Annotated in this window: 19 protein-coding genes; 7 read left to right on the forward strand and 12 right to left on the reverse strand. The window is 71.1% G+C overall.

From position 1 onward, the window contains the following. Window positions 1–2: 2 nt before the first annotated feature. The 4 genes from ACFYVJ_RS18420 to ACFYVJ_RS18435 all read right to left on the reverse strand — a co-directional run bounded on the left by ACFYVJ_RS18420 (window position 3) and on the right by ACFYVJ_RS18435 (window position 5094). On the reverse strand, window positions 3–1064 hold the full coding sequence (locus tag ACFYVJ_RS18420) for an ABC transporter ATP-binding protein (protein ID WP_388892567.1): 1062 nt from the start codon (window positions 1062–1064) through the stop codon (window positions 3–5). 10 nt (window positions 1065–1074) lie between these two features. After that, window positions 1075–2052 carry an ABC transporter permease gene (locus ACFYVJ_RS18425; protein WP_388892569.1) on the reverse strand — a complete coding sequence of 326 codons (978 nt, stop codon included), beginning with the start codon at window positions 2050–2052 and terminating at the stop codon, window positions 1075–1077. Between the two features lie 101 nt (window positions 2053–2153). Next, window positions 2154–3917, reverse strand: coding sequence for an ABC transporter substrate-binding protein (locus ACFYVJ_RS18430; protein ID WP_388892661.1), 1764 nt, complete (start codon window positions 3915–3917; stop codon window positions 2154–2156). Between the two features lie 124 nt (window positions 3918–4041). Then, window positions 4042–5094, reverse strand: a complete 1053-nt coding sequence (locus ACFYVJ_RS18435; protein ID WP_388892571.1) for an ABC transporter permease — start codon at window positions 5092–5094, stop codon at window positions 4042–4044. 487 nt (window positions 5095–5581) lie between these two features. On the opposite strand from ACFYVJ_RS18435, the gene ACFYVJ_RS18440 reads away from it, so the two are divergent. The 5 genes from ACFYVJ_RS18440 to ACFYVJ_RS18460 all read left to right on the forward strand — a co-directional run bounded on the left by ACFYVJ_RS18440 (window position 5582) and on the right by ACFYVJ_RS18460 (window position 10892). After that, window positions 5582–6550 (forward strand): hypothetical protein, encoded by a 969-nt coding sequence (locus tag ACFYVJ_RS18440; protein WP_388892573.1) that lies wholly within the window; start codon window positions 5582–5584, stop codon window positions 6548–6550. A 196-nt stretch (window positions 6551–6746) separates the two neighbouring features. Beyond that, a complete protein-coding gene (locus ACFYVJ_RS18445; RefSeq protein WP_101421759.1) occupies window positions 6747–6941 on the forward strand; it encodes a hypothetical protein in 195 nt (64 codons plus the stop codon). A 38-nt stretch (window positions 6942–6979) separates the two neighbouring features. Next, a complete protein-coding gene (gene mshB, locus ACFYVJ_RS18450) occupies window positions 6980–7876 on the forward strand; it encodes an N-acetyl-1-D-myo-inositol-2-amino-2-deoxy-alpha-D-glucopyranoside deacetylase (protein WP_388892575.1) in 897 nt (298 codons plus the stop codon). Further along, entirely contained in the window at window positions 7873–8541 is a 669-nt protein-coding gene (locus ACFYVJ_RS18455) for a DUF6113 family protein (RefSeq protein ID WP_388892577.1), read from the forward strand. The genes mshB and ACFYVJ_RS18455 overlap by 4 nt, the downstream gene beginning before the upstream one ends. 161 nt (window positions 8542–8702) lie before the next feature. After that, window positions 8703–10892 carry a hypothetical protein gene (locus tag ACFYVJ_RS18460; RefSeq protein ID WP_388892579.1) on the forward strand — a complete coding sequence of 730 codons (2190 nt, stop codon included), beginning with the start codon at window positions 8703–8705 and terminating at the stop codon, window positions 10890–10892. Between the two features lie 79 nt (window positions 10893–10971). Here the strand turns inward: ACFYVJ_RS18460 and ACFYVJ_RS18465 are convergent, their stop codons facing one another. From ACFYVJ_RS18465 to ACFYVJ_RS18500, 8 genes are all read right to left on the reverse strand, one after another. Beyond that, window positions 10972–11841, reverse strand: a complete 870-nt coding sequence (locus ACFYVJ_RS18465; RefSeq protein ID WP_388892581.1) for an LPXTG cell wall anchor domain-containing protein — start codon at window positions 11839–11841, stop codon at window positions 10972–10974. Between the two features lie 126 nt (window positions 11842–11967). Further along, on the reverse strand, window positions 11968–13065 hold the full coding sequence (locus ACFYVJ_RS18470) for an ABC transporter ATP-binding protein (RefSeq protein ID WP_388892583.1): 1098 nt from the start codon (window positions 13063–13065) through the stop codon (window positions 11968–11970). Then, entirely contained in the window at window positions 13052–14059 is a 1008-nt protein-coding gene (locus tag ACFYVJ_RS18475; protein ID WP_388892585.1) for an ABC transporter ATP-binding protein, read from the reverse strand. Before ACFYVJ_RS18475 ends, ACFYVJ_RS18470 begins: the two co-directional genes overlap by 14 nt. Window positions 14060–14066: 7 nt before the next feature. Beyond that, window positions 14067–15029, reverse strand: coding sequence for an ABC transporter permease (locus ACFYVJ_RS18480; RefSeq protein WP_388892587.1), 963 nt, complete (start codon window positions 15027–15029; stop codon window positions 14067–14069). Continuing rightward, window positions 15022–15945, reverse strand: coding sequence for an ABC transporter permease (locus ACFYVJ_RS18485; RefSeq protein WP_101421764.1), 924 nt, complete (start codon window positions 15943–15945; stop codon window positions 15022–15024). The genes ACFYVJ_RS18480 and ACFYVJ_RS18485 overlap by 8 nt, the downstream gene beginning before the upstream one ends. 67 nt (window positions 15946–16012) lie before the next feature. Beyond that, the gene (locus ACFYVJ_RS18490; RefSeq protein WP_388892590.1) at window positions 16013–17653 is read right to left on the reverse strand and encodes an ABC transporter substrate-binding protein; all 1641 of its coding nucleotides are present in this window, start codon (window positions 17651–17653) and stop codon (window positions 16013–16015) included. 277 nt (window positions 17654–17930) lie between these two features. After that, window positions 17931–19817, reverse strand: coding sequence for a translational GTPase TypA (typA, locus tag ACFYVJ_RS18495; protein ID WP_388892592.1), 1887 nt, complete (start codon window positions 19815–19817; stop codon window positions 17931–17933). 385 nt (window positions 19818–20202) lie between these two features. Further along, on the reverse strand, window positions 20203–22431 hold the full coding sequence (locus ACFYVJ_RS18500) for an ABC transporter family substrate-binding protein (RefSeq protein WP_388892594.1): 2229 nt from the start codon (window positions 22429–22431) through the stop codon (window positions 20203–20205). A gap of 355 nt (window positions 22432–22786) precedes the next feature. On the opposite strand from ACFYVJ_RS18500, the gene ACFYVJ_RS18505 reads away from it, so the two are divergent. Together ACFYVJ_RS18505 and ACFYVJ_RS18510 are read left to right on the forward strand one after the other, a co-directional pair. After that, on the forward strand, window positions 22787–23077 hold the full coding sequence (locus ACFYVJ_RS18505; RefSeq protein WP_101421768.1) for a hypothetical protein: 291 nt from the start codon (window positions 22787–22789) through the stop codon (window positions 23075–23077). Between the two features lie 117 nt (window positions 23078–23194). After that, window positions 23195–24028 (forward strand): hypothetical protein, encoded by an 834-nt coding sequence (locus ACFYVJ_RS18510; protein ID WP_388892596.1) that lies wholly within the window; start codon window positions 23195–23197, stop codon window positions 24026–24028. Window positions 24029–24065: the final 37 nt, after the last annotated feature.

Genomic DNA, 24065 nt, shown 5'->3' on the forward strand with positions numbered 1-24065 from the left:
CCCTAGCCCAGCCGGGGCTTGATCTGCTCGATGAAGATGTCCTGCTTCTGCCCGGCGCTCAGATGGCAGGCGGACCCGCGACCGTCGGGCAGCGCCGGCCGGTCCGTACTGCAGGCCGTGCCGCCCACCTCGCCGGCGAAGCCGCACCGCGGGTGGAACGGGCAGCCCGGCGGCGGGCTCAGCAGGCTGGGCGGCGAGCCCTTGATCGGCGTGAGCGGGGTGTTCACGTCCGAGGACAGCCGCGGCATGCTGCTGAGCAGGCCCCAGGTGTACGGGTGCTGCGGCTTGCGCAGCACCTCGCGGGTGGTGCCCCGCTCCACGGCGCGCCCCGCGTACATCACCAGGATGTCGTCCGCGACGTTCGCGATGACGCCGAGGTCGTGGGTGATGAAGACGATCGCGGAGCCGAACTCGTCCTGGAGGTCCCTGATCAGGTCGAGGATCTGCGCCTGCACGGTCACGTCGAGCGCGGTGGTCGGCTCGTCGGCGATCAGCAGGTCGGGGTTGCAGACGAGCGCCATCGCGATCATGGCCCGCTGCCGCATGCCGCCGGAGAACTGGTGCGGGTAGTCGTCCGCACGCAGCTTGGCGTTGGGGATGCCGACCTTGTCCAGCATCTCCACGGCCCGCGCGTGCGCCTCACGCTTGGAGACGCGCATGTGCTTGCGGTACGGCTCGGCGATCTGCCGGCCGACCGTGTAGAACGGCGAGAGCGCGGTCAGCGGATCCTGGAAGATCATCGCCATCTTGTTGCCGCGCAGCTTCTCCAGCTTGCGCTCGGGCGCGCCGATCAGCTCCTCGCCGTCGAGGCTGATGGAGCCCTCGACGTTGGTGAACATCTGGTTGTGCAGGCCCAGCACGGTCAGGTTGGTGACCGACTTGCCGGAGCCGGACTCGCCGACGATGCCCAGGGTCTTGCCGCGCTCGACGTCGAAGGAGAGACCGTCGACGGCCTTGACGACGCCGTCCTCGGTGGTGAACTGCACGCGCAGGTCCTGCACCGAGAGGAAGGCACCGCCCGCAGACGGCGCGGAACCTTCCGATTCCTTGGTCAGGGTGGTCACTGCTCTTCTCCTAGGACAGACGGATGCGCGGGTCGATGAAGGCGTACGCCGCATCGACGATGACGTTCATGAGGATGATCATGGTGGACGAGAACAGCAGGATGCCCATGAGCACCGGCAGGTCCGCCTTGAACACGGAATCGATGGAGAGCTGGCCCAGACCCGGCAGCGAGAAGGTGAACTCGGTGATGATCGCGCCGCCCAGCAGCGAGCCGAGGTCGATGCCGAAGATCGTGACGACCGGGATCAGGGCACCGCGCCAGGCGTAGCGGAAGAAGACCGTACCCCCGGACATGCCCTTGGCCTTGGCCGTTCTGACGTGTTCTTCCTGCAATTGCTCGATCATCGTGGACCGCACCATACGGGTGTAGTTCGACGCGAAGATCGTCGAGAGCACCGCCCAGGGGAGGATCAGTCCGACCGCCCATTTCCATGGGTTTTCTGTGAACTCGTTGTAGGCCGGGTCGCCGAAGAGTCCGGTGCTGTACACCAGCGCCCACAGGACGAGCGGGCCGATGAAGTAGATCTGCAGCGAGCCGATGATCAGCGAGCTGCCGCTGACGAACTTGTCGAGCACCGTGCCGCGCCGCCAGGCGGCGACCATGCCGGCTCCGACGCCGAAGAAGAGGAAGACGACGGCCGCGCCGATGGTGAGCGAAAGCGTGGTGGGGAAGCGGTCCTGGATAAGGGTGAGGACGTTCTCGTCGTGCACGAACGAGCGGCCCAGGCAGGGCGCCGGGCATTCGCCCGTCGGGAAGGAACGGCCGGCGAAGATGCCGGAGAGGAAGTTCCAGTACTGCACGGGGACGGGGTCGTCGAGGCCGAGGGCCCTGCGGATCAGCTCCAGGTTCTCCGGAGTGCACTTCTCGCCGCAGGAGATGCGGGCGGGGTCACGCGGGATGGCGAAGAAAAGGAAGAAACAGACCGCGCTGAGGATCAGCAGGATGATCAATGCGCCGATTGTCCGGCGAATCAGGAAACGAAGCATGACTGTGGGCTGCTTTCGAAGGACAAAGCGGCGACGTGGGTTGAAGGGTGGTGCGCGGGGGCCCGCCGATCGGGCGGGCCCCCGCGTACCGGAAGTGGTGCCTACTGCTTGAGGTAGATCTTGCGCAGGTCGATGTCACCGATGACGTCGTCGTACTGCACGCCGCCGATGTTCGAACCGTAGAGCTGGATCTGCTTGTAGTACGTCATGGGGATGTTGGAGATGAGGTCCTCCACCACGTACTGGGAGAGCGTGTTCCACTCCTTGGCCGCCTCGGCCGGGTCCGAGATCTTCTGGATCCGGTCGATCTCGGAGTTGATGTGCTCGTCGTTGGTGTGCGAGTAGTTCGACGAACCGTCCTGGATCTGCCGGCCGTCGTACAGCGGCGGAACCACGGTGCTGGCGGACGGCCAGTCGGCGCCCCACGCGCTCACGTAGATGTCGAACTCGTTGTCGACGAGACCGATCTGGTCGTAGTACGTCTCGGCCGCGATCTCCTTGCGCTGGACGTCGAAGCCCGCTTCCTCGAGCGTCTTCTCCATCGTGGGCGAGTAGTTCTGGCCCTCGGGGGTGTTGATGTAGCCCCAGGTGAGCTTGTAACCGGTCTCGCCGGCCTCTTCCAGGATCTTCTTGGCCGCGGCCGGGTCACCCAGCGGCTTCTTCAGCTTGCCGAAGGGGTCGAAGCCCTCCTCGTAGCCGGAGACGGTCGGGCTGATCAGACCGCCGGCCAGCTCCATGCCCTGCGGGCCGCCGAATGCCTGCTGGTAGGGCTGGATCGGCAGGGCGTACGCGATGGCCTCGCGGACCTTCTTGTTCTTGACCCGGTCCATGTTGATGGCCATCTGGGCGACGTACGGCTGGTAGCCGTTGACCGAGCGCTTCTGGGCCTCGGCGTCCTTGTTCAGCTTCGGCAGCGTGGCGGCGTCCACGTTGTTGGTGAAGCTGATCGAGTTCTTGTTCACGCCCTTGTCGGCCATCAGCCGCTCGGCCGAGGTCTCGAACTGGATGTTGAACGAGATCTCGTACTTGTCCGGGTAGGCGTTCCGCGTCGAGTCGGTCGCCGGGTCCCAGTGCTCGTTCTTGACCAGCGTCATCGACTTGCCGGTCTTGAAGGACTCGATCTTGTACGGGCCCGCCGTCATCGGGTCCTTGTCGTACTTCTCCTGGGTGTCCTTCGCCTCGGAGACCATCGAGTAGCCCGGCATCGCCAGGGCGTACGGGAGGTCCGGCTTCGGGTCCTTGAACTTGAAGACGATGGTCTTGTCGTCCGGCGTCTCCAGGATGGAGTCCGGCAGGTGGTCACCCTTGTACGGACCGTCGGGCAGCAGCTCGCGGTACTCGGTGCCCGGCACGTTGGCCAGCCACTGCTGGATGAAGACCGGGCCGTCGTTGATGAACTCGGCGAACTGGCGCTCGAAGGTGTGCCGGACGTCGGTGGACGTGATGTCCGTGCCGTCGGCCCACTTGATGTTGTCCTTGAGCGTGTACGTCCAGGTGCGGCCGCCGTCGGAGGGCTTGCCGCTGTCCGTGGCGAGGTCGCCGACAAGGGTCTGCTTGCCGTCGAAGTCGGCCTTGTAGCCGGTCAGCCCACGGTGGATCAGCCGCGCCAGGGCGCCCTCGTCCGAGACGTATATCTGTCCCGGGTCGAGGTGCGCGTAGCTGTCGCGCTGCATGACGGGGATCGTGCCGCCCTCCTGGGCGCCCTTCACCTCGGCAGCCGGCCCGGTGGACGCCTTGGCGTCACCGAACGGGATCTGCGCCTGCTGCTCCGCCGCCTTCTTCTTGTCGTCCTGCTGCGAGTCGGTGTTCTCCGAGCCACTGCTGCAGCCGCTCAGGGCCAGGGCCCCGGCTGCGAGCGCCGCCACCACGGCGTGCGATCTGCGTACACCCCTGATACTCACTGTTACCACCCTGTCTGTCGGTCTTGACTTGCTGTGTGCGTGTTCACACCCGTGCCACGGCGGTCGCACCCTGGCGGCGGTACGAACGTCAGCGCGCGGCCTTCGGATCGAACGCGTCGCGGACGGAGTCCCCCAGCAGGTTGAAGGCGACCACGAAGATCACGATGGCGACGCCGGGGAAGAACATGAACGTGGGAACGGTCTCGGACACGTCCGCGGCCCGGGCGAACATCAGCCCCCAGTCGGGGGTCGGGTTCACCAGGCCGACGCCGAGGAACGACAGTCCCGCGGCGTTCGTCACGACGAGCGGCAGCTCGAAGGTTCCCTGCACGAGGATGGGGGTGACGAGGTTCGGCAGCATCTCCTTGCGGATGATTCGCCAGTTCGACGCCCCGCTCACCTTGGCGGCCTCGACGAACTCGCGCTCGCGCATCGACAGCGCGACACCGCGCACGATGCGCGCCATGCGCATCCAGTTCAGCGCCGCGAGCACCCCGATGAGGACCGCGATCCGCAGCCAGGTCGGCGTCGCGTCCTCGGGAGCGACGAACATCGCGGTGATGACGGGCATGAACGCCACGAAGAACAACTGGCTCGGGAAGGCCAGCATCAGGTCGGTGAACCGGCCGATCAGCGTGTCGGTACGACCGCCGGTGAAGCCGGCGGCCACGCCCAGCAGCACGCCGATGCCGACGGTGAGGATCGTCACCGCGATGGCGATGGCCAGCGAGGTGCGGATGCTGTAGATCAGCAGCGTGAAGACGTCGCGGCCGAGGATGGGCTCCAGACCGAACCAGAACTCGCCGCTGATGCCGCCGTTGGGCTTGATCGGATAGCCGAGAGCGTCGAACAGCTCGGGCTTGCCGGTGGCCGAGTTGTACAGCGTGTACGGCGACTTCCCGTACGCCTTCGCGATCAGCGGAGCGAAGATCGCGATCAGCACGAAGAAGCCGACGACATACGCGGATATGACCCCCGCGCGGTCGCGCTTGAAGCGCTGCCACATGAGCTGACCGGGCGATTTGCCGATGTATTCGGCAGTCTTCTGCCCACCAGGGCCGGCCGAACCCCGCTCGAGTCCTGCGGGGTCGTACGGTGCGCCTTTGGGCGCCTCCGCCGTGGCCGGGACCGGACTGTCCATAGGTGATTGCTCCCGAACCGGGTGTGCCGCAGCGCCCGTGCACGCTGCGGTGGTTGACGGGACTTTCGCAACCGATTCATCCCCCAGTCAAGGGGGTGACGGGGGAAGCTGAGGTGCGGAATCGCTTCTTGAGCGTATGTTTTGCAGATTGAGGTCCGTACGTGCTTGACAAGCCGCCTTAGTGACCGACATATCCGACATATCCCGTCGAAGGTCGTTAACACGTCGGCAACCCGTCTGTCGCATCACCGATATACGAACGCGTCACTCTGGGGAGCGTACGGCCGTGCGGGTGCCGTCCCCCGGCCGGGTCCGGTCTGCGCGCCGGATCCGGCCGGGATCAGGGCCGCGGGACGCCGCCGCCCGGCCGGTCTTGCCGGGGGTGTTGTCCGGGGCTGCCGAGAGGTGTAGACCTGGGTGCCGTGTGGGCCCAAAAGGCGCACGGTTGCGTATCGGGGGTCTTCCGGCGATGGATCAAGGACACATATTGGGGCGCGGCGCACGCGTCTTCGGTGCCGTGTGCTGCGCGCTCCTCGCTCTGCTCTCGCTCCTGTGGATCGGCCGCGACGTCGACGTGGCGGCGAGCCTGCCCGACCTGTGGTGGTCCTGGGCTGGCTCCCCCGACGCCGCCCCCGACCGCCACTGGGGCACCTCCCTCTACGACCCCGTCCTCGTCGGCGTGTACGCCGTCGCCGGGGTCACCGCGCTGCACTCCACCGCCGCCGGGGGCGCCCTGGCCACGGCCGGCGCGGCCACGATCCTGCTGCGCGCCCCCGCGCTGTGGACGCTGACGGCCGACTGGATGCAGGGCGTCGACCAGGACCTGCGCAACCGCGCGCTGCTCTCCACCGGCGTCGCCGTCACGCTCGGCGCGGTGCTGCTGATCTCCGTCGCCGCCGGCCGGCGCCCCTCGGAGGGCACCGGCGCCGACTACCTGCTGCCCGACGAGCAGCCGCCGCGCCGGCCCGCCCGCGGGGCCGCGGCCACCGGCATGGTCTTCCTCGCCGTCGCCGCGGTCGCGTTCGTGGCGTGGGAGCTGCGGGAGGCGGCACGCACCGGCTGGGACGCGTACGGCCACCGGCTCACCGGCGAGTACACGTCCTGGGCGCTGCTCCAGCCCCCGCTCGCGTACGGGAAGTGGGCGACCGCCGCGGTGTGCTGCGTCGCCGCCGTGGCCGCCGCCAGGCGCGCCCCGCTCGCCCGCCCGCTGGGCATGACCGCCGGCGCGTTCGTGCTGGGCTGGGGCGCGGCCGACACCTCCCGGTATCTGAGGGACGAGGTCTTCGAGAACTTCGGCGCCCTCGGCACGGAGCACCAGTTGCAGGCGAGCACCGGGATCGGACTGCTGCTCGCCGGCTTCGTGATCCTCTTCGCGCTCGCGGGCCGCGGGGAGCGCGACCCCGTCGCGGAGCCCCTCTCCCGCTGGCAGGAACCTTCCTCCCAGCCCCCCTGGTGACCTCCCGGCGACACCCGTTCCACCGCTCTCCGGCCTCCCGGCCACCACTTCCCGACGGCCTCCCGCGTGCGACCCCTTCATGCGCCGGTGCGCCGAACGATGCACGGGCACCGATAGTTATGATGCGTGCGCGCGACGGGCATGCATCACGTGGCCCGTCAGATGACCCGACCGCAGGTCCCGGGAGGTGAGCCGAATGGCTCTGTCGATCTCGCTAGTGCTGCTGCTCGCGATCATCGTCTACTTGCTCATCAAGAAGAGTGGCCTGAAGGGCGGGCACGCTGTCGTGTGCATCCTCCTGGGCTTCTACCTCGCCAGCTCGTCCATGGCGCCGACGATCGACGATGTGACACAGAACGTGGCAGGGATGATCGAGAGCATCGATTTCTGACCGGGGGGACCTTCCGTACGCTCGTCTAGGCTTCCTCCATGAGCAGGGAGCTTCCGAGGCGCAGGTTGCTGCTGGTACACGCGCATCCGGACGACGAGACGATCACCACCGGCGCCACCATGGCGCGGTACGCCGCCGAGGGGGCCCTCGTCACCCTGGTGACGTGCACCCGCGGCGAGGAGGGCGAGGTCATTCCGCCCGCCCTCGCCCATCTGGCACCCGGGCGCGACGACGCGCTCGGCGCCCACCGGGCCGGCGAACTCGCCGCGGCCATGCGGGCGTTGGGCGTCACCGACCACCGCTTCCTGGGCGGCCCCGGGCGGTTCCGCGACTCGGGCATGCAGGGCCTCGACCAGAACGGCCGCCCCGGCACGTTCTGGTCGGCCGGTGTCGACGAGGCGGCGGGGCTGCTGGTGCCGGTGATCCGCGAGGTACGGCCGCAGGTCCTGGTCACCTACGACCCGCGGGGCGGCTACGGCCACCCCGACCACGTACAGGCCCACCGCGTCGCCACGCGCGCGGCGGAGCTGGCCGCGACCGCGTCGTACGGCGCGGACCCCGCGGAGCCGTGGGCGGTGGCCCGTATCTACTGGACCTGCGTAGCGCGCGGCGCGGCGGAGAAGGGGCTCGCAGAAGTGGCCGCGGCGGGCAACCCCTTCCCCGGCACGGCGACCGTCGCCGACCTGCCGGGTGTGGTGGACGACGGCGAGGTCACGGCGGCCGTGGCGGGGGGCGCGTACGCGGCGGCGAAGGCGCGGGCGATGGCGGCGCACGAGACGCAGATCACCGTGGCCGGCGGCGCCTTCGCGCTCTCCAACGGGCTGGGCCAGCCGATCCTGACCACCGAGCAGTTCCGGCTCGCCGGCGGCGCGGACGCCGCGCGGCGCGATCCGGGCGCCGTGGAGACCGACTTGTTCGCGGAGGTGGCGGCGTGAGCGCCAGGAAGCGGTCCGTACGCCCCAAGTCGGCGGCGAGCGGCGGGAACCCGGGCAACGACGGCACGGACCGCGCACGCGCGGGCGACGGCGGCGCGGCCAACGGGCCTACGGGCCGCGGCGGAAGCACCGGCAGCGGAAACGCGGGCGACAGGGGCGCGCGCGGCGGCGGCCGGAGCACGGGCGGCGCGGGCGCCGGGGGCGCGGAGAAGCGCGGCCGGGCCGGCGCCACCACCAAGAGCTCCCCCGCGCGCCGCCCCGCGGCCCCACGCCCCGGCAGCGCCCTCGCGCGGCCCGTCACCCTCGGGCGCGTACTCACGTATCTGGCCGCCCTGCTCCTCGGTGCCCTCGTCGGGCTCGCCGGTTCACTCGTCCAGGGGGCCTGGTCACCGGGCGGCCTGCTGCTCTCCCTCGCCGCCATCGGCGGGCTCTGCTACGGCGCCGGGGTGGCCACCGGGGGCCGCGCCGTGGGCTTCACCGCGGCCGGCGGCTGGTTCCTCGCGGCGATCGCCGTCTCCCTCAACCGGCCCGAGGGCGACTTCGTCTTCACCTCCGGACTCGGGCCGCAGCTCTTCCTCTTCGGCGGGATGCTGACCGCTGTGATCTGCACCACCCTGCCGCAGCTCCTCGCAGTTGCCGAACCGCCGTCCCGACTCCCCGAGTGACGTGCTCTGTTGGGCATCGGACGCTGTCAAGTACGCCTTCGCGCGGGTTGCCGAATGCGGTTGTCGGGCCTCAGTGTCGGAGCGGACAAGTATGGTGGTGCGCGCCGCCGAGCTGCCCGCGGGTGCCATGACGGGCGGCGGAGCACTACGGGAGACCTGCCGTGAGCCGAGAGAATGACAGTCCGCCATCCGGTCCCGAGGGACGCGGCGACGCCGCGTATCCGTCGGGGACCCCGCCGTACGCGGGACCGGACACGCCGACCGCCACGCCCCCCGCGCCCGCTCCGGGCACGGGGCCGGGCCGGGACGGCGGCGCGGGCGTTCCCGCGACCGAGACGACGCTGACGACCCGGATCCGGATCAACATCCCCGGCTCCCGGCCGATCCCGCCCGTCGTGGTCCGCCAGCCCCTCGAAGCCGGGGCGGAGGAGCCGGACACCTCCGGCACCGGCGTCCCCGCACAGGCCCCGGGCCCCGCGGAGGCCGCCGCGGCGGCCGCGAACGGGCAGGACGGCACCGGCGGCAACCCCAAGCCGCGGACGAGCGACTGGTTCGCCCCCCGCAAGGCGCCGAAGGACCCCGTGCCCGCCCAGGGCGCACCCGAGCCCGCGCCGGCACCGCCGGCCGCGCAGCCCCCGATGACGCCGCCCTCGGGCCCCACGGGCACCACGGACGGCGCCGGGATGCAGTTCCCGGCGTTCGCGCCGCCCGGCGAGGCCGGCCCGCCGCTGGACACCCCGCCTGCCGGCGTCCCGCAGCCGCACCCCGCGCCCGGTGACACCGGCGCGGTGGACGTACCGGTGAGCGAAAGCGGCCACGGCTTCGCCGGGGACGACCCGGCCAACGCCCTGCCCGTACGCCCCACTCCGGCCGGCGGCACTCCGCGCGGCGGCCTCGGCGCACCCGGCGGCCCGCCCGGGGGCGTGCCCTCGGGGCCGACGTCCGGCCCGGCCACCGGCAGCATGCCGCTCAAGCCCGCGGGACCGGCCGCCGGCCGCACCCTGCGCGGCTCCGCCGCGCCGCATGCGCCCACCGGCGGCATGGGCGACACCGCCGTCGGCGGCATCCCCGCGGTGCCGTCGGGACCGGACCCCACTCCCGCCCACGGTGTGCCGCGGGGCCCCGGGCACACCCCGGCCCACGGCGTACCGCAGGCGGGACCGCAGGGCCCGGGTCCCGGGCACACCCCGGCGCACGGCCTCCCGCAAGCGGGCCCTGGCGGCTCGCAGTACCCGCAAGGGGCCGCGCCCGTGCCGGGGTTCACCCCCGCCGGGCAGCCGCCTCCCGGCGCCATGCCGCCCCCCGGGCCCGTACCCGCGCCGGGCGGCGACGGGCCGCCCGTGCCGCCGCCCGCCCCGGCCTCGGCCGCCCGCTCCCGCTCCGGCAGCCCGTCGGGCCGGGCCCGCGGCGACCGCAAGAAGCTCGGCGTCATGGCCGGCGCCGGCGTCTTCGGGGTGCTCTGCATCGCGTACGGCGCGGGGCTCGTCCTCAACAACGACGACGTGCCGAAGGGCACGACGGTCCTCGGCGTCGACATCGGCGGCAGCTCCCGCGACCAGGCGGTGGCCAAGCTCGACGCGGCCGTCGAGAAGCGGACGCAGGCGCCGATCGTGCTCCGCGTCGGCGACCAGGAGCAGGAGCTGACGCCGCAGTCGGCCGGTCTCGGCATCGACACCGCGGAGAGCGTCCGCTCGGCGATGGGCAGCGACTACAACCCGGTCTCCGTCATCGGCTCGCTCTTCGGCGGCTCCCGCGAGGTGGACCCGGCGATGGTCGACGACACCGACAAGCTGCGGGCCCAGTTGCAGGAGATCGCCGACGAGGCCGGCGGCGGCAGGGACGGCATGATCCGCTTCGTCGACGGCAAGGCCGTGCCGGTGAAGGGCGAGCCGCACGAGGCGGTGGACGTGGAGAAGTCCATGAGCGCGGTGCGGGACGCGTTCGACGAGCGGGCGGCCGGCGGGGCGAACAAGCCGGTGACGCTGCCGGTCTCGCAGCAGGAGCCGGCCGTCAGCCAGGCGGAGTTCGACACGGCGATGAACGGCTTCGCCGAGACGGCGATGTCCGGGATGGTCACGGTGCAGGCGGGCGACGCCTACATCCAGTTCAGCCCGGAGCGCTCGATCTCCGAGTTCCTGACGATGCAGGCGACGCCGGACGGCAAGCTGGCGCCGAAGTTCGACCTGGAGAAGCTGGAGGAGCTGTACGGCAGCACGTTCGCCGGGCTCATGGTCCAGCGCGGCGACGGCAGCACGACGGAGATCACGCCGAACGACGTGGCGAGCGCCATGATGGGCCCGCTGCGCGAGACCGACCCGGAGAAGCGGGTAGGCGTCATCGACATCGCGTGACCGCCGCGGGCGGACGACGTACGGGAACGGGCCCCGCGGCGCTGCCGCGGGGCCCGTCGTCGCGCGGGCGGACGTCGTCTCAGGCGTGGGCGCGCCGCTTGCGGGCCACCACGACCGCGCCGGCGCCGAGCGCGGCGAGACCGCCGATGCCGGAGGCGAGCGGCAGCCAGATGTCATTGCCGGTGTGGGGCAGTTCGTCGGGCTTCTCGCCCGCGCCGTCGTCGGCGGGCGGGTTGTGGCTGTCGGGCGGCTCGAAGCCGTCGCCCTCCCCGTCCGCGCCGTCGCCGGGCGCGGGCTGCTCCTCGTCCGGCGCGGGGGGCGCGGGTACGTCGGACGCCGGAGGCTCGGCGCCGGGGAGTTCGGGCGCGGGGGCTTCGGGAGCGCCGGGCGGCTCGACGGCGGGCGGCTCGGGCGCGGGGGCTTCGGCGCCGGGTGCTTCCGTATCCGGCGCCTCAGAGCCGGGCGTTTCAGGGCCAGGTACCTCGGTGTCCGGGACCTCGGTGTCCGGGGCTTCCGTGTCGGGGAGTTCGGCGTCGGGGACCTCCGCCGGAGGGGCCTCCGGCGCCGGGGTCTCGACGTCCGGAACCTCCGCTGGCGGAGCCTCGCCCCCGGGCACCTCACCCCCGTCGTGGCCCGGCTCGACCGGCTCCGTACCCGGACCGTGCTCTCCGCTGCCGCCGCCGGTCTCCGGCTCCTCGCAGTCGTCGTCGGGACCCCACGCCCCGGCCTCCTGCGCCTCGGCCTCAAGCTCCTCCTCCACCCCCGCGAACCCGGCCTCGATGTCCTCCGCGGTGTCCGGCGCCTCCTCCCCGCCCTCCGGCCCGTGCGCCCCGGCCACCGGGCCCTCGGTCGCGTGGGCCTGCGGGAGGACGCCCGCGAGGGCGGGCCCCGCGCCCAGCGCGGCGGCGAGCAGCGCCCCGCTCAGCACGTGGGCGCGACGGCGTGACAAACGCTTCATGGTGGGTGTCCCTCTACTCGGTGACGGGGCATCGGCTGCCGACGCCCACCATGACACCGATACGTGATAAAACCGACTAACACGACTTACTTACCAGAGGCAGATCGCCCCGTCGGCCTACCCGCCGACCCCGGGTGCCGCCTGCCCCGGCCCCTCCTCGTCCTCCCACTCCGCCGCGAAGTGGCACGCCGACGGGTGCGCCACCGCCCCCTCCGCGTCCCGGAACCACGGCGGCACGTCCAGCGCCGGGTCCTTCTCGGCGCACACCGGCTGCGCCTTCCAGCACCGCGTACGGAACCGGCACCCCGACGGCGGGTTCGCCGGCGACGGCACGTCGCCGCTGAGCAGGACCCGCTCCCGGCTCTCCCGCCCCTCCGGGTCCGGCACCGGCACCGCCGAGAGCAGCGCCTGCGTGTACGGGTGCGTGGCGTGCTCGTAGATCGCCTCGTCGGTGCCGGACTCCACGATCCGGCCCAGGTACATCACCCCGACCCGGTCCGAGATGTGCCGTACCACCGACAGGTCGTGCGCGATGAAGATGTACGACAGGTGGAACTCGTTCTGCAGCCGCTCCAGCAGGTTCACCACCTGCGCCTGCACGGAGACGTCGAGCGCCGAGACCGGCTCGTCCGCGACGATGATCTCCGGCCGCAGCGCGAGCCCGCGCGCGATCCCGATCCGCTGCCGCTGCCCGCCGGAGAACTGGTGCGGGTAGCGGTTGATGTGCTCGGGGTTGAGCCCGACGACGTCGAGCAGTTCCTGGACCTTCTGCCGCCGGCTGCCCTTCGGTGCCACCTCGGGGTGGACGTCGTACGGCTCGCCGACGATGTCGCCGACGGTCATCCGCGGGTTGAGCGAGGTGTACGGGTCCTGGAAGACCATCTGGATGTTGCGCCGCACGGCCCGCAGCGCGCGCCCCGACAGCCGGGTGATGTCCTCGCCCTTGAACCGGATCACGCCGGAGGTGGGCTGCTCCAGGTTGACCAGCATCTTGGCGATGGTCGACTTGCCGCAGCCGGACTCCCCGACGATGCCGAGGGTTTCGCCGCGCTGGAGGTCGAACGAGACGCCGTCGACGGCCTGTACGGCCCCGATCTGCCTGCGGAAGACGATCCCCTGGGTGAGCGGGAAGTGCTTGAACAGGTCGCGCACTTCGAGGATCGGCTCCTCGCCCCGCGCCTCCGCCGGCGCCTCGGCCACCTCAGGGCTGGTCATGAAGCTGGTCCTTCCAGAAGTGGCAGGCGCTCCCCCGCCCCGGCAGGGGGCGGCCGTCGTCGTCCGTCACCTCGTAGAGCGGCGGGCGGTCCGTCACGCAGACGTCCTGGGCGCGCGGGCAGCGGGGGTTGAAGGGGCAGCCCGGCGGGATGGCCAGCAGGCTGGGGGGCGTGCCGCGGATGGCGCTCAGCTCCTGGCCCTTCTGGTCGAGACGCGGGATGGAGTCCAGCAGCCCGCGGGTGTACGGGTGCGCCGGTGCCTTGTACAGGTCGTGGACGGGCGCCGTCTCCATGATCCGGCCCGCGTACATCACCGCGATCTTGTCGGCCACGTCGGCGACCACGCCCAGGTCGTGGGTGATGAGGATCAGCCCCATCCCCGTCTCCTCGCGCAACTCCGCCAGCAGGTCCATTACCTGCGCCTGCACGGTCACGTCCAGCGCCGTCGTCGGCTCGTCCGCGATGATGAGTTCGGGACCGAGCGCCAGCGCCATCGCGATCATGATGCGCTGCCGCATGCCGCCGGAGAACTGGTGCGGGTAGTCGTTGACGCGCTCCCTGGCGGCCGGGATCCGTACCCGCTCCATCAGCTCGATCGACCGGGCCTTTGCCTCCGACCTGCTCGCGCCGCGGTGCACGCGGAACATCTCGCCGAGCTGATAGCCCACGCTGAGCACGGGGTTGAGCGACGACAGCGCGTCCTGAAAGATCATCGCCATCCGCTCGCCGCGCACCTTGCGGCGCGCCTCGCGGCCCAGCGTCAGCAGGTCCTCGCCCTGGAAGAGCACCTGCCCGCCGGTGACGAACCCCGGCGGCGAGTCGAGGATGCCCATCACGGCCTGCGCGGTCACGGACTTGCCCGAGCCGGACTCGCCGAGCACCGCCAGCGTCTCGCCCGGGGCCACGCTGTACGAGACGCCGTTGACGGCCTTCGCCACCCCCTCCCGGGTGCGGAACTCCACTTGCAGGTCGCGGACGTCGAGCAGCGCGGTCACGTACACCTCACCTGAGTTTCGGGTCGAGCGCGTCGCGCACCGCGTCGCCGAGCATGATGAACGCCAGCACCGTCAGGCTCAGCGCCCCGGCAGGCCACAGCAGGGAGTGCGGCGCGTTGCGGATCTGCGTGGAGGCGGTGGAGATCTCGCTGCCCCAGGAGATGGTCGGCGGCTTCAGGCCGACGCCGAGGAACGACAGGGTCGCCTCCAGCGCCACGTACGTACCGAGGGCGATGGTGGCGACGACGATGATCGGCGCGACGGCGTTGGGCAGCACGTGCCGCAGCATGATGCGCCGGGTGGAGGCGCCGAGGGTGCGGGCGGCCTGGACGTAGTCGTTCTGCTTGGCCGTGATCACCGAGCCGCGCGCGATCCGCGCCACCTGCGGCCAGCCCAGCAGCACGATCAGCCCGATCACCGGCCAGACGGACCCGCTCTTGATGACGGAGAGGAAGACCAGGCCGCCCAGCAGGATCGGGATGCCGAAGAACACCTCGGTGATCCGGGAGAGCACCGCGTCGCCCCAGCCGCCGAAGTAGCCGGCGAGGCCGCCGAGTACGGTGCCGAGGACGGCGGCGCCGAGGGTGGCCAGGGTGCAGACGGTCAGCGAGGCGCGGGCGCCGTAGACAGTGCGGTTGTAGACGTCGCAGCCCTGGCTGTCGAAGCCGAAGGGGTGGCCCGATTCGGCGCCGAGGTTGCGCTTGGCGATGTCGCAGTTGTACGGGCTGCCGGTGGCGATCACGCTGGGCCACAGGGAGACGAAGATCAGGAAGAGGATCAGCAGCCCGGCGACGACGAAGACGGGGTTGCGGCGCAGGTCCTGCCAGGCGTCGGACCACAGGCTGCGGGCCGGCTGGTCCGTCCCGGGGGCGCCGCCGGCCTCGGCCTGGAGGACGTCGCTGCCGGGCAGCGACTCCGCCTCCTGGGTGCCGATGTCCGCCCGCTGCTTCTCCTCGTAGCGCTCAGGCATAGCGGATCCGGGGGTCGAGGACCGCGTAGAGCACGTCCACCACCAGGTTCGCCAGCAGGTAGACGATGACGAGGACGGTGACGAAGCCGACGACCGTGGGCGCGTTCTGCCGCAGGACGCCCTGCCAGAGCTGGAAGCCGACGCCCTGGATGTTGAAGATCCGCTCGGTGACGATCGCGCCGCCCATGAGGTTGCCGATGTCGATGCCGAGGAAGGTCACCACCGGGATCAGGGAGTTGCGCAGCAGGTGGCGGACCGTGATGCGGCGGCGCGGCAGGCCCTTGGCGACGGCGGTGCGGACGTAGTCGGCGCGGGCGTTCTCGGCCACGGAGGTACGGGTCAGCCGCGTGGTGTACGCGAGCGAGACCAGCGCCAGCACCACCGCGGGCAGCACCAGCTCGTTCCACGGCGCCCCGGAGGAGACCGCGGGCTTGACCCAGCCCCACTTGACGCCGAGCAGGTACTGCAGCACGTAGCCGGTGACGAACGTCGGGATGGAGATGACGACCAGCGTGGCGAAGAGCACCCCGGTGTCCACCGCCCGGCCGCGCCGCAGCCCGGAGATGACGCCGAGGGTGACGCCGATGAGCATCTCGAAGAGGACGGCGAGCAGGGCGAGCCGGACGGTGATCGGCCAGGCCCGGCGCATCAGGTCCAGCACCGGCTGGCCGTTGAACGCCTGGCCGAAGTCGCCGGAGAAGATGTTCCCCATGTAGAGCAGGTATTGCTGCCAGAGCGGCTTGTCGAGGTGGAGGTCCCGGCGGATCTGCGCCGCGGTCGCGGGGTCGGGCGCCCGGTCGCCGAACATGGCGGCGACCGGGTCGCCGAGCGCGTAGACCATGAAGAAGATGAGGAACGTGGTGCCGATGAACACGGGGATCATCTGCAGCAGCCGCCGGATCACGTAGCGGCCCATGGGCGCCCCTCCTCTCCTCGCGTGTCCGCTCCTCCCGGGCCGGACGCGGCGGACCGCCGCGCGTGCACTACTTGACCTTGACTTCCGGGTAGTTCGGGACGCTGAAGGGGTCGAGGGTGACGTCGGTGACGCGCTCGGAGTGGCCGGCGATGCCGTTCTGGTACCAGAGCGGGATCGACGGCACGTCCTTGGCGAGCAGCCGCTCCGCCTCCTTGTACTTCTTGACGGCCGCGGGGGTGCTCTCGGCGGCGTTGGCCTGGTTGATGAGGCGGTCGAACTTCTTGTTGCTGTACTCGGCGTCGTTGGAGGAGGCGCCGGTGACGTACGTCGGCGACAGGAAGTTCTCGATCAGCGGGTAGTCCATCTGCCAGCCGGCGCGGAACGGGCCCTTGAAGCTGCGGTCCACGACCTGGGTGCGGAAGTCCGCGAAGGTGCCGATGGGGTTGACGACGCAGGCGTTCTCCTTGCCGAGCGCCTTGTTGATGCTGTTGCAGACCGCGTCCATCCACTCCCGGTGGGAGCCGGTGTCGACGTTGGAGGAGATCGTCACCTTCCCGCCGGGGAGGCCGCCGGCGTCGTCGATGAGCTTCTTGGCCCGCTTGGGGTCGAACGTGCACAGGTCGCCGCAGATCGTGTCGTCGAAGCCGCCCTTCGCGCCGATGACGGGGGAGGTCCAGTCCTTGGCGGGGATGCGGGTGTCGTCGTAGATCTGCTTGGTGATCTGGTCGCGGTCGATCGCCTTGGAGATCCCGCGGCGCAGGTCGACGTTGTCGGCGCCGCCCCAGGCGTCGTCGTAGAGCGGGAAGGCGAGGGTCTGGATGATGCCGGCCTTCTGGTTGATGAAGCGGTCGCCGAGGTCGTTCTTGGCGTTGGCGAGCTGGCCGGCGGGCAGCTCGTCGGAGATGTCGAGGTTGCCGGCCTGGAGGTCGGTGAAGGCCGTGTTCTGGTCGGTGTAGACCTTCAGCTCGACGCCGTCGTTCTTGGCCGCGTCGTCGCCCTTGTACTTGCCGTCCTTGACGAGCTTCATCGAGGTGCCACGGGAGAACGACTCGATCTTGTACGGGCCGTTGCCGATGGGCTTGTCGAGCCACGCGTCGTGGTTGTCGAAGAACGCCTTCGGCAGCGGCGCGAAGGCCGGGTAGCCGAGGGTCTCCGGCCAGATGGAGAACTCCTGCTTCAGCTTGACGGTGAACGTCCGGTCGTTGACGACCTTCAGCCCGGAGAGCTTCGCGGCGCTCGGCTGGGAGCCCTCTGCGGTCGGGTGGACCTTGTCGTAGCCGTCGATGTACCGGAAGAAGGTGGCGTTGACCTGGCGGTTCTTGATGTTGGCCGCGTAGTTCCAGGCGTCCACGAAGGACGCGGCCGTGACCGGCTCGCCGTTGCTGAACCGGAAGCCCTTCTTGAGCTTGACGGTCCAGTTCTTCTGGTCGTCGCTCTTGATGGACTGCGCGAGCATGTTCTTCGGCTCGGCGGTCTTCGGGTCGTAGATGACGAGCCCGCGGGTGATCAGCTTGAGGACCTTGCCGCCCTGGACCTCGTTGGTGTTCGCCGGCTCCAGCGGGTTCTGCGGGTCGCCCCACTGCGCGGTGAAGGTGCCTCCGCCGCCGCCTGACGAACTGCCGTCACCGCTGTCACTGCCGCAGCCGGTCGCGGCGAGTGCGGCGCACACGACGCAGGCGGTCCATGAGGCGCGGGTGGCTCGGCGCATGAGGGTGCCTCCCAAGGGTCCCTAGTATCACTTAAGTGACATAAGACCCCATAAGGGACGCCCGCGCTCCCGGTGGCACGCCATCGGGGGAGGACAACCCCCCGGATGGAGCGCGCACGGCGCGCCGGTCCGGGGGTGAGGGGATTCGGGGTGTATGCGCCGCGCGTCGTGCGGTGCGGCGTGGGCGCGGCGTGGGCGTGGCGTGCGGCGCGTTCCTGCCGCGGGTCAGGTGCCGCCGGTACGCCCCGCGCGTACCGGCTCCGCCTGCCCGGCGGCGTTACGCGTGCTTCGCCCGCGAGGCCGCCCGCGCGCGCTCGCGCCCGTCGAGCACCACCTTGCGGATCCGCACCGTGTCCGGCGTGACCTCGACGCACTCGCCGTCGCGGCAGAACTCCAGCGACTGCTCGAGCGACAGCTTCCGCGGCGGCACGATCGACTCGGCGATGTCCGCCGTGGACGACCGGACGTTGCTGAGCTTCTTCTCCTTGGTGATGTTGACGTCCATGTCGTCGGAGCGGGAGTTCTCCCCGACGATCATGCCCTCGTACACCTCGGTGCCCGGCTCGACGAAGAGCGTCCCGCGCTCCTGGAGGTTCGTCATCGCGAACGCGGTCACCGCGCCCGTCCGGTCCGCGACCAGCGACCCGCTGCTGCGCGTCCGCAGCTCGCCGAACCACGGCTCGTGCCCCTCGAAGATCGAGTGCGCGATGCCCGTGCCGCGGGTCTGCGTCAGGAACTCCGTACGGAAGCCGATCAGCCCGCGCGAGGGCACGACGAACTCCATCCGGACCCAGCCGGACCCGTGGTTCGTCATCGTCTCCATCCGGCCCTTGCGGGCGGCGAGGAGCTGCGTGATCGCGCCGAGGTGCTCCTCGGGCGCGTCGATCGTCATCCGCTCGACGGGCTCGTGGACCTTGCCGTCGATCTCCTTGGTGACCACCTCGGGCTTGCCGACGGTCAGCTCGAAGCCCTCCCGGCGCATCGTCTCCACCAGGATCGCCAGCGCCAGCTCACCGCGGCCCTGCACCTCCCAGGCGTCGGGGCGCTCGGTGGTCAGCACGCGCAGCGACACGTTGCCGACGAGCTCGCGGTCGAGGCGGTCCTTGACCAGCCGGGCGGTGACCTTGTGCCCCTTGCTCTTCCCGCCGCCGATTCCTTTGCCGACGAGCGGGGAGTTGTTCGTCCCGATGGTCATGGAGATCGCCGGCTCGTCGACGGTGATCAGCGGCAGCGCGACCGGGTTCTCCGGGTCCGCGAGGGTCTCGCCGATCATGATCTCGGTGATGCCGGCGACCGCGCAGATGTCGCCGGGCCCGGCGGCCTGCGCGGGACGGCGGGTGAGGGCGTCGGTCATCATCAGCTCGGTGATCCGCACGTTCTGCACGGTGCCGTCGCGCTTGATCCACGCGACGGTCTGCCCCTTCTTCAGCTCGCCCTGCTCCACGCGCAGCAGCGCGATGCGGCCGAGGAAGTTGTCGGCGTCGAGGTTGGTCACGTGCGCCTGGAGCGGCGCGCCCTCGTCGTACGACGGGGCCGGGACGTAGTCCAGGATGGTGGAGAAGAACGGCTCCAGGCTGTCGCTGTCCGCCGGCACCGTGCCGTCCTCCGGCTGGGTCAGCGAGGCGACGCCGTCGCGGGCGCAGGCGTAGACGATCGGGAACTCGATCTGCTCCTCGTCGGCGTCGAGGTCGAGGAAGAGGTCGTACGTGTCGTCCACGACCTCGGAGATCCGCGAGTCGGGCCGGTCGGTCTTGTTGATGCAGAGGATCACGGGCAGCCGCGCCTGGAGCGCCTTGCGCAACACGAAGCGGGTCTGCGGCAGCGGCCCCTCGGAGGCGTCGACCAGCAGCACGACGGCGTCGACCATGGAAAGACCGCGCTCGACCTCGCCGCCGAAGTCGGCGTGGCCGGGGGTGTCGATGATGTTGATCACCACCGGGTCGCCGCTCTTGGGGTGGTACTTCACCGCGGTGTTCTTGGCGAGAATGGTGATGCCCTTCTCGCGCTCCAGATCCCCGGTGTCCATGACCCGGTCGTCGACGGACTGGAGCTGGTGCTCGGCGAAGGCGCCGGCCTGCTTGAGCATGGCGTCGACCAGGGTGGTCTTGCCGTGGTCGACGTGGGCGACGATGGCGACGTTGCGAATGTCCTGGCGCGTCGGCATGACTGGGCGGTGCTCCCGAACTAGAGGGGGTCAGCCGGGCGATTCGACCTCGGCCGTCCTATCGTACGGGCCCCCTCCCCCGCCCCCACGCGCGCCGGTACGCTAGCCCGCCCCGCCCACCCCCCGCATTCCGCCACCCGGCCCCGCCCCCGACCTGCCCTCAGTCCTCGTCGGGATCCCAGCCACACGCCACCATCCGCCCCCGCAACACCCCCACCCGCTCCCGCTGCGCCCGGGCCGGCGTACCGCCACGCGGGCAGGTCGATCAGCCCGTGAACGGGGCCGGCGGCATCCGCACCTCGCGGACGCCGCTGGATTCCCGTCGTCCTCGCCCACAGCCGGTGAGGCAGCGCCTGCGGACCCCGCCGGCCGCGCCCGGGGGGCGTCAGTTGCGGTAGCCGATGTCCTGGTAGCGGGGGGTGGTGAAGCCGAAGGCGCCCGCGTTGGCGAGGTTGCGGGTGGTCGCTACCAGTTGGGGGCGCTGGTACAGGGGGATCGAGCCCGCGGCCGCCCAGATGCGGGCGTCGGCGCGGGTGAGGAGTTCCTGGGCGACCTCGTCGTCCAGTTCCGAGGCCGCCTGGTCGAAGAGCTGGTCGATCTCGTCGGTGCCGACGCGGGTGTAGTTCTGCTCGACGACCAGGGAGCCGTCGGGCGACGGCACGGGCTTGGCGTAGATCGGGCGCGCGTCCGTGGCCGGGTAGGGGGTGCCCGGCCAGGAGTAGAGCGCGATGTCGTACTCGCCGGACGCGATGTAGTCCTTGAAGTAGCCCTCCTCCCCGGCCTCCACCACCTCGGTCCGTACGCCGATGTTGTCCATCATCCGCACCACCCGCGACGCCACCGACCGCAACTGCTCCGTCCCGGGCCCCTCCGGCACCACGAAGCGGAGCGTCAGCGGCTTGCCGTTCTTGACGAACGGCCGCTGCCGCGGCGGCTGCGCCACGCTCGTCTCCCGCTCGGCCAGCGCCGTGCGCGCCAGCCGGGCCGCCTTCGCGGCCTCCTTGTACGCCTTCGAGGACTTGCCGTGCTTCGCCGCCGCCGCCCACAGCTCCGCCTGCCTGCCCAGCGCGACGTGCTGCGCCTCCGCCGGCCGCGTCACCGACAGCGGCACGTCGTACGTCGGCAGCACCGCACCGGCCGGCTTGTCGTCGCCGGACCGACCGCCGTCCGCGCGGTCGCGGGCGCCGGTGCCCTTCGCCTCCGCCTCCTCCGACCGCGGGCCGCCCTTCCAGCCCGCCTCCGCCAGCAGCTTCTGCGCCGCGATCACGTCCTGCGGGCCGAGCGCGGCGCTCTGGTCGCTGTAGCCGGGCTGGCCCGGCATCAGCAGGTGGCTGCCCAGCGGCTTCGACGGCAGGCCGTGCGGGCCGAGGACGCTGCGCGCCAGGGTGCCGCGGTCCACGGCGCGGGCGACGGCGCGGCGTACCCGCTCGTCGGCGAGCGGGCCCGAGCTGCCGTTGAGCGCGAGCTGCGTGTACGCGGGCTCCAGCGCCCGGTGCACGGTGTACGGGCGCGGTCCTGCCTTCGGCAGCGTCACCAGGTCCAGCGGCTTGCCGTCCTGGGCCCGGTCGTTCCTGGCGACCTGCACGGTGGACTTGGCGGCCCGCTCGGCGCGGGCGGCCTCCAGGGCCTCGTCCCGTTCGACCTCGGCGATGTTCAGCCGGCCGGCGTCCAGCTCCTTCTCCCGCCCGGCGCCGCGCGGCAGTTCCTGGAAGACCAGCCGGTCGAGCAGGGCCCGGTCGCCCCACCAGCGGGGGTTGCGCACGAGCGTCACCGACGTCGGCTCGCTGGCGTCGCTCTCGTCCCGCTTCCCCTTCTTCCTGCCGTCCTTCTTCTTCCCGTCCTTCTCTTCCTTCTCGTCCTTCTCTTCCTTGTCCGCCCTCTTCCCGTCCTTGTACTTCCTGCCCTTCTTCCCGTCCTTCTTCTTGTCCTTCTCCTTGTCCTCGACGTCCTTGATCGTGAACGGGCCCGCGACCTCCGCCAGCCCCGTCCTCGACCCGTCGTTGAACGCCTCGGGCGTCTTCGTCACGCTCATCGGGTACAGCGGCGAGAACAGCGCCTCCCAGTCCGCGTACGGCTCGTCGAAGACGACCCGCACCTCGCCCGGCTCGTCGCCCGCCTCGACCGACTCGATCCGGTCGTAACCGGCGTTCCGCGCCGTCCAGTACGCGGTGTCCTCGCCGTTCAGCGCCAGCCACTGCGCCTCGAAGTCCTCCGCCCCGATCGGCCGCCCGTCGCTCCACACCGCCCTCGGGTTCAGCCGGTAGACCACCCGCTGCTTCGGGCTGCGGTCCTCGACCTCCGCGCTCTCCAGATAGTCCGGGTCGGCCGCCGGCTTGCCGTGCGCGTCCAGGGTGAAGAGCCGCGGCAGCACCGCGCCCGCCACCCGGTCGGTCGCCTCGCTCGCGTCGGCCTGGAAGACGTTGAACGTCTCCGGCGCCTCGTCCACGGCCCAGCGGACCGTGCCGCCGGGCCGGAGCTGCTCGCGCGAGACGGCGGTGACGTCGTGCGCCGCGCCGGCCGCGCCGCTCGGGGAGGTGTCGCAGCCCGCCAGGGGCAGCGTGACGCCCGCGGCGATCAGCACGGCGGTGTAGCGCCTGCGGCTGTGAGGGGACATGTGCGATACCTCCGCGATACACACTTTCGGCGTCATTGGCCGTTCATCACACTTCTCTTGTCCCGCCACCTAAAACGAGCCCGCCCCGCGCCCCGCGGCGACACGGCGGACGCACCGCCCAACTCCACCCGTCCGGCCCAGCGACGGGGACCGCGGACCGTGTGTTTTCCGTACGGATCGGCAGGATCCAGCCCCGTACGTCACCCCCGGAGGGGGAAATCTGCAGATCCCTTCCCAAGCGAGCGCGAGACGCGCGACACTTCCCCCCACAGCGCCCTGAGCGCGTCTTCGCCGTGCGCGAAGACGCGTGCGGGGCACCGTCAGCACCGCCCGACCGAAGACGTGAGGGCATGTCATGACCCTGAACGAAGAACTGACCGCAGCGCAGCGCTGCGTCGACGATCTCGTACGCACCGTGAGCCGCCTGGAGCGGCGCATGGGCACCGGCGCGCTGGAGCTGCGACGCGTACGGACCGACGCCGACCACCTGCGGGAGTCACTCGCCCTGCTGCGCGAGGTCTCCGCCCAGGGCCCGGAGAAGGAGGGACCGACCCTGGTCCCCATCCCCGACCAGCCGTACGACCACACCCTGTGGCGGGACGCCGACGACGAGGGACTCGGCGCCGGCGGCCGGCACGCCCCCTAGCGGGCAGCCGGACCACCCCCGCCGCGTGTCGCGCGCCCGGGTCCCGTCAGGCCCAGGTCCGCAGGCGCACCCCGTCCATCCCCGACCCCACTCCATCCCCTCCTGCCGGAGACAACCTTGGCCACCGGAACAACCGAACGCCCACCGACCCCCGACCAGCCGGGCGGTGTCCGCGCCCCGGGCCGTGCCGCGATCGCGGCGCGCCACCTGCGCACCGACCGCTGGTGGGTGCAGCCGACCGCCACCTTCGCCGGCCTGATGGCGTTCATCGTCTACTCGACGTGGCGCGCCCTCAGCAACGCCGACTACTACGCGGCGCCCTACGTCTCGCCCTTCTACTCGCCGTGTCTGGGCTCCGACTGCGTCGACATGAAGAACGGCCCCAACTTCGCGCTCTTCGGCGACTGGTGGTTCATGTCCCCGGCGGCGATCATCCTGATCTTCCCGCTGGGCTTCCGCTTCACCTGCTACTACTACCGCAAGTCGTACTACCGCAGCTTCTGGGGCTCGCCGCCCGCCTGCGCGGTCGCCGAGCCGCACAAGACGTACACCGGCGAGACCCGCTTCCCGCTGATCGTGCAGAACCTGCACCGCTACTTCTTCTACGCCGCGATCGCGGTCGCCGCGATCCTCACGTGGGACGCGGTACTCGGCTTCCGCAACAGCGAGTACGAGTGGGGCCACGTGGGTCTCGGCACCATCGTGCTCTGGATCAACGTCGTGCTCATCTGGCTCTACACCCTCTCCTGCCACTCGTGCCGGCACATCGTCGGCGGCCGGCTCAGGCACTTCTCCAAGCACCCGGTGCGCTACCGCGCCTGGGGCCTGGTGGGCAAGCTCAACGAGCGCCACGCGCTGCTTGCCTGGGCGTCCCTGATCAGCGTGGGGCTCGCCGACCTGTACGTATACCTGCTGGCCTCGGGCGCATTCGACGACCCGGTGCTCTTCTGAGGCGCAGCGAGCCGACCGATGGGAAAGGCGAAGCACA

The sequence above is a fragment of the Streptomyces sp. NPDC004134 genome, assembly GCF_042874195.1.
Taxonomy (GTDB): Bacteria; Actinomycetota; Actinomycetes; order Streptomycetales; family Streptomycetaceae; genus Streptomyces.

What these genes read in the sequence shown, in the direction of transcription:
- ACFYVJ_RS18425 (WP_388892569.1), bottom strand. Translation starts at nt 2,052, where the DNA reads ATGCTTCGTTTCCTGATTCGCCGGACAATCGGCGCATTGATCATCCTG.
- ACFYVJ_RS18435 (WP_388892571.1), bottom strand. Translation starts at nt 5,094, where the DNA reads ATGGACAGTCCGGTCCCGGCCACGGCGGAGGCGCCCAAAGGCGCACCG.
- ACFYVJ_RS18445 (WP_101421759.1), top strand. Translation starts at nt 6,747, where the DNA reads ATGGCTCTGTCGATCTCGCTAGTGCTGCTGCTCGCGATCATCGTCTAC.
- mshB (WP_388892575.1), top strand. Translation starts at nt 6,980, where the DNA reads ATGAGCAGGGAGCTTCCGAGGCGCAGGTTGCTGCTGGTACACGCGCAT.
- ACFYVJ_RS18470 (WP_388892583.1), bottom strand. Translation starts at nt 13,065, where the DNA reads ATGACCAGCCCTGAGGTGGCCGAGGCGCCGGCGGAGGCGCGGGGCGAG.
- ACFYVJ_RS18480 (WP_388892587.1), bottom strand. Translation starts at nt 15,029, where the DNA reads ATGCCTGAGCGCTACGAGGAGAAGCAGCGGGCGGACATCGGCACCCAG.
- ACFYVJ_RS18485 (WP_101421764.1), bottom strand. Translation starts at nt 15,945, where the DNA reads ATGGGCCGCTACGTGATCCGGCGGCTGCTGCAGATGATCCCCGTGTTC.
- ACFYVJ_RS18490 (WP_388892590.1), bottom strand. Translation starts at nt 17,653, where the DNA reads ATGCGCCGAGCCACCCGCGCCTCATGGACCGCCTGCGTCGTGTGCGCC.
- typA (WP_388892592.1), bottom strand. Translation starts at nt 19,817, where the DNA reads ATGCCGACGCGCCAGGACATTCGCAACGTCGCCATCGTCGCCCACGTC.
- ACFYVJ_RS18500 (WP_388892594.1), bottom strand. Translation starts at nt 22,431, where the DNA reads ATGTCCCCTCACAGCCGCAGGCGCTACACCGCCGTGCTGATCGCCGCG.
- ACFYVJ_RS18505 (WP_101421768.1), top strand. Translation starts at nt 22,787, where the DNA reads ATGACCCTGAACGAAGAACTGACCGCAGCGCAGCGCTGCGTCGACGAT.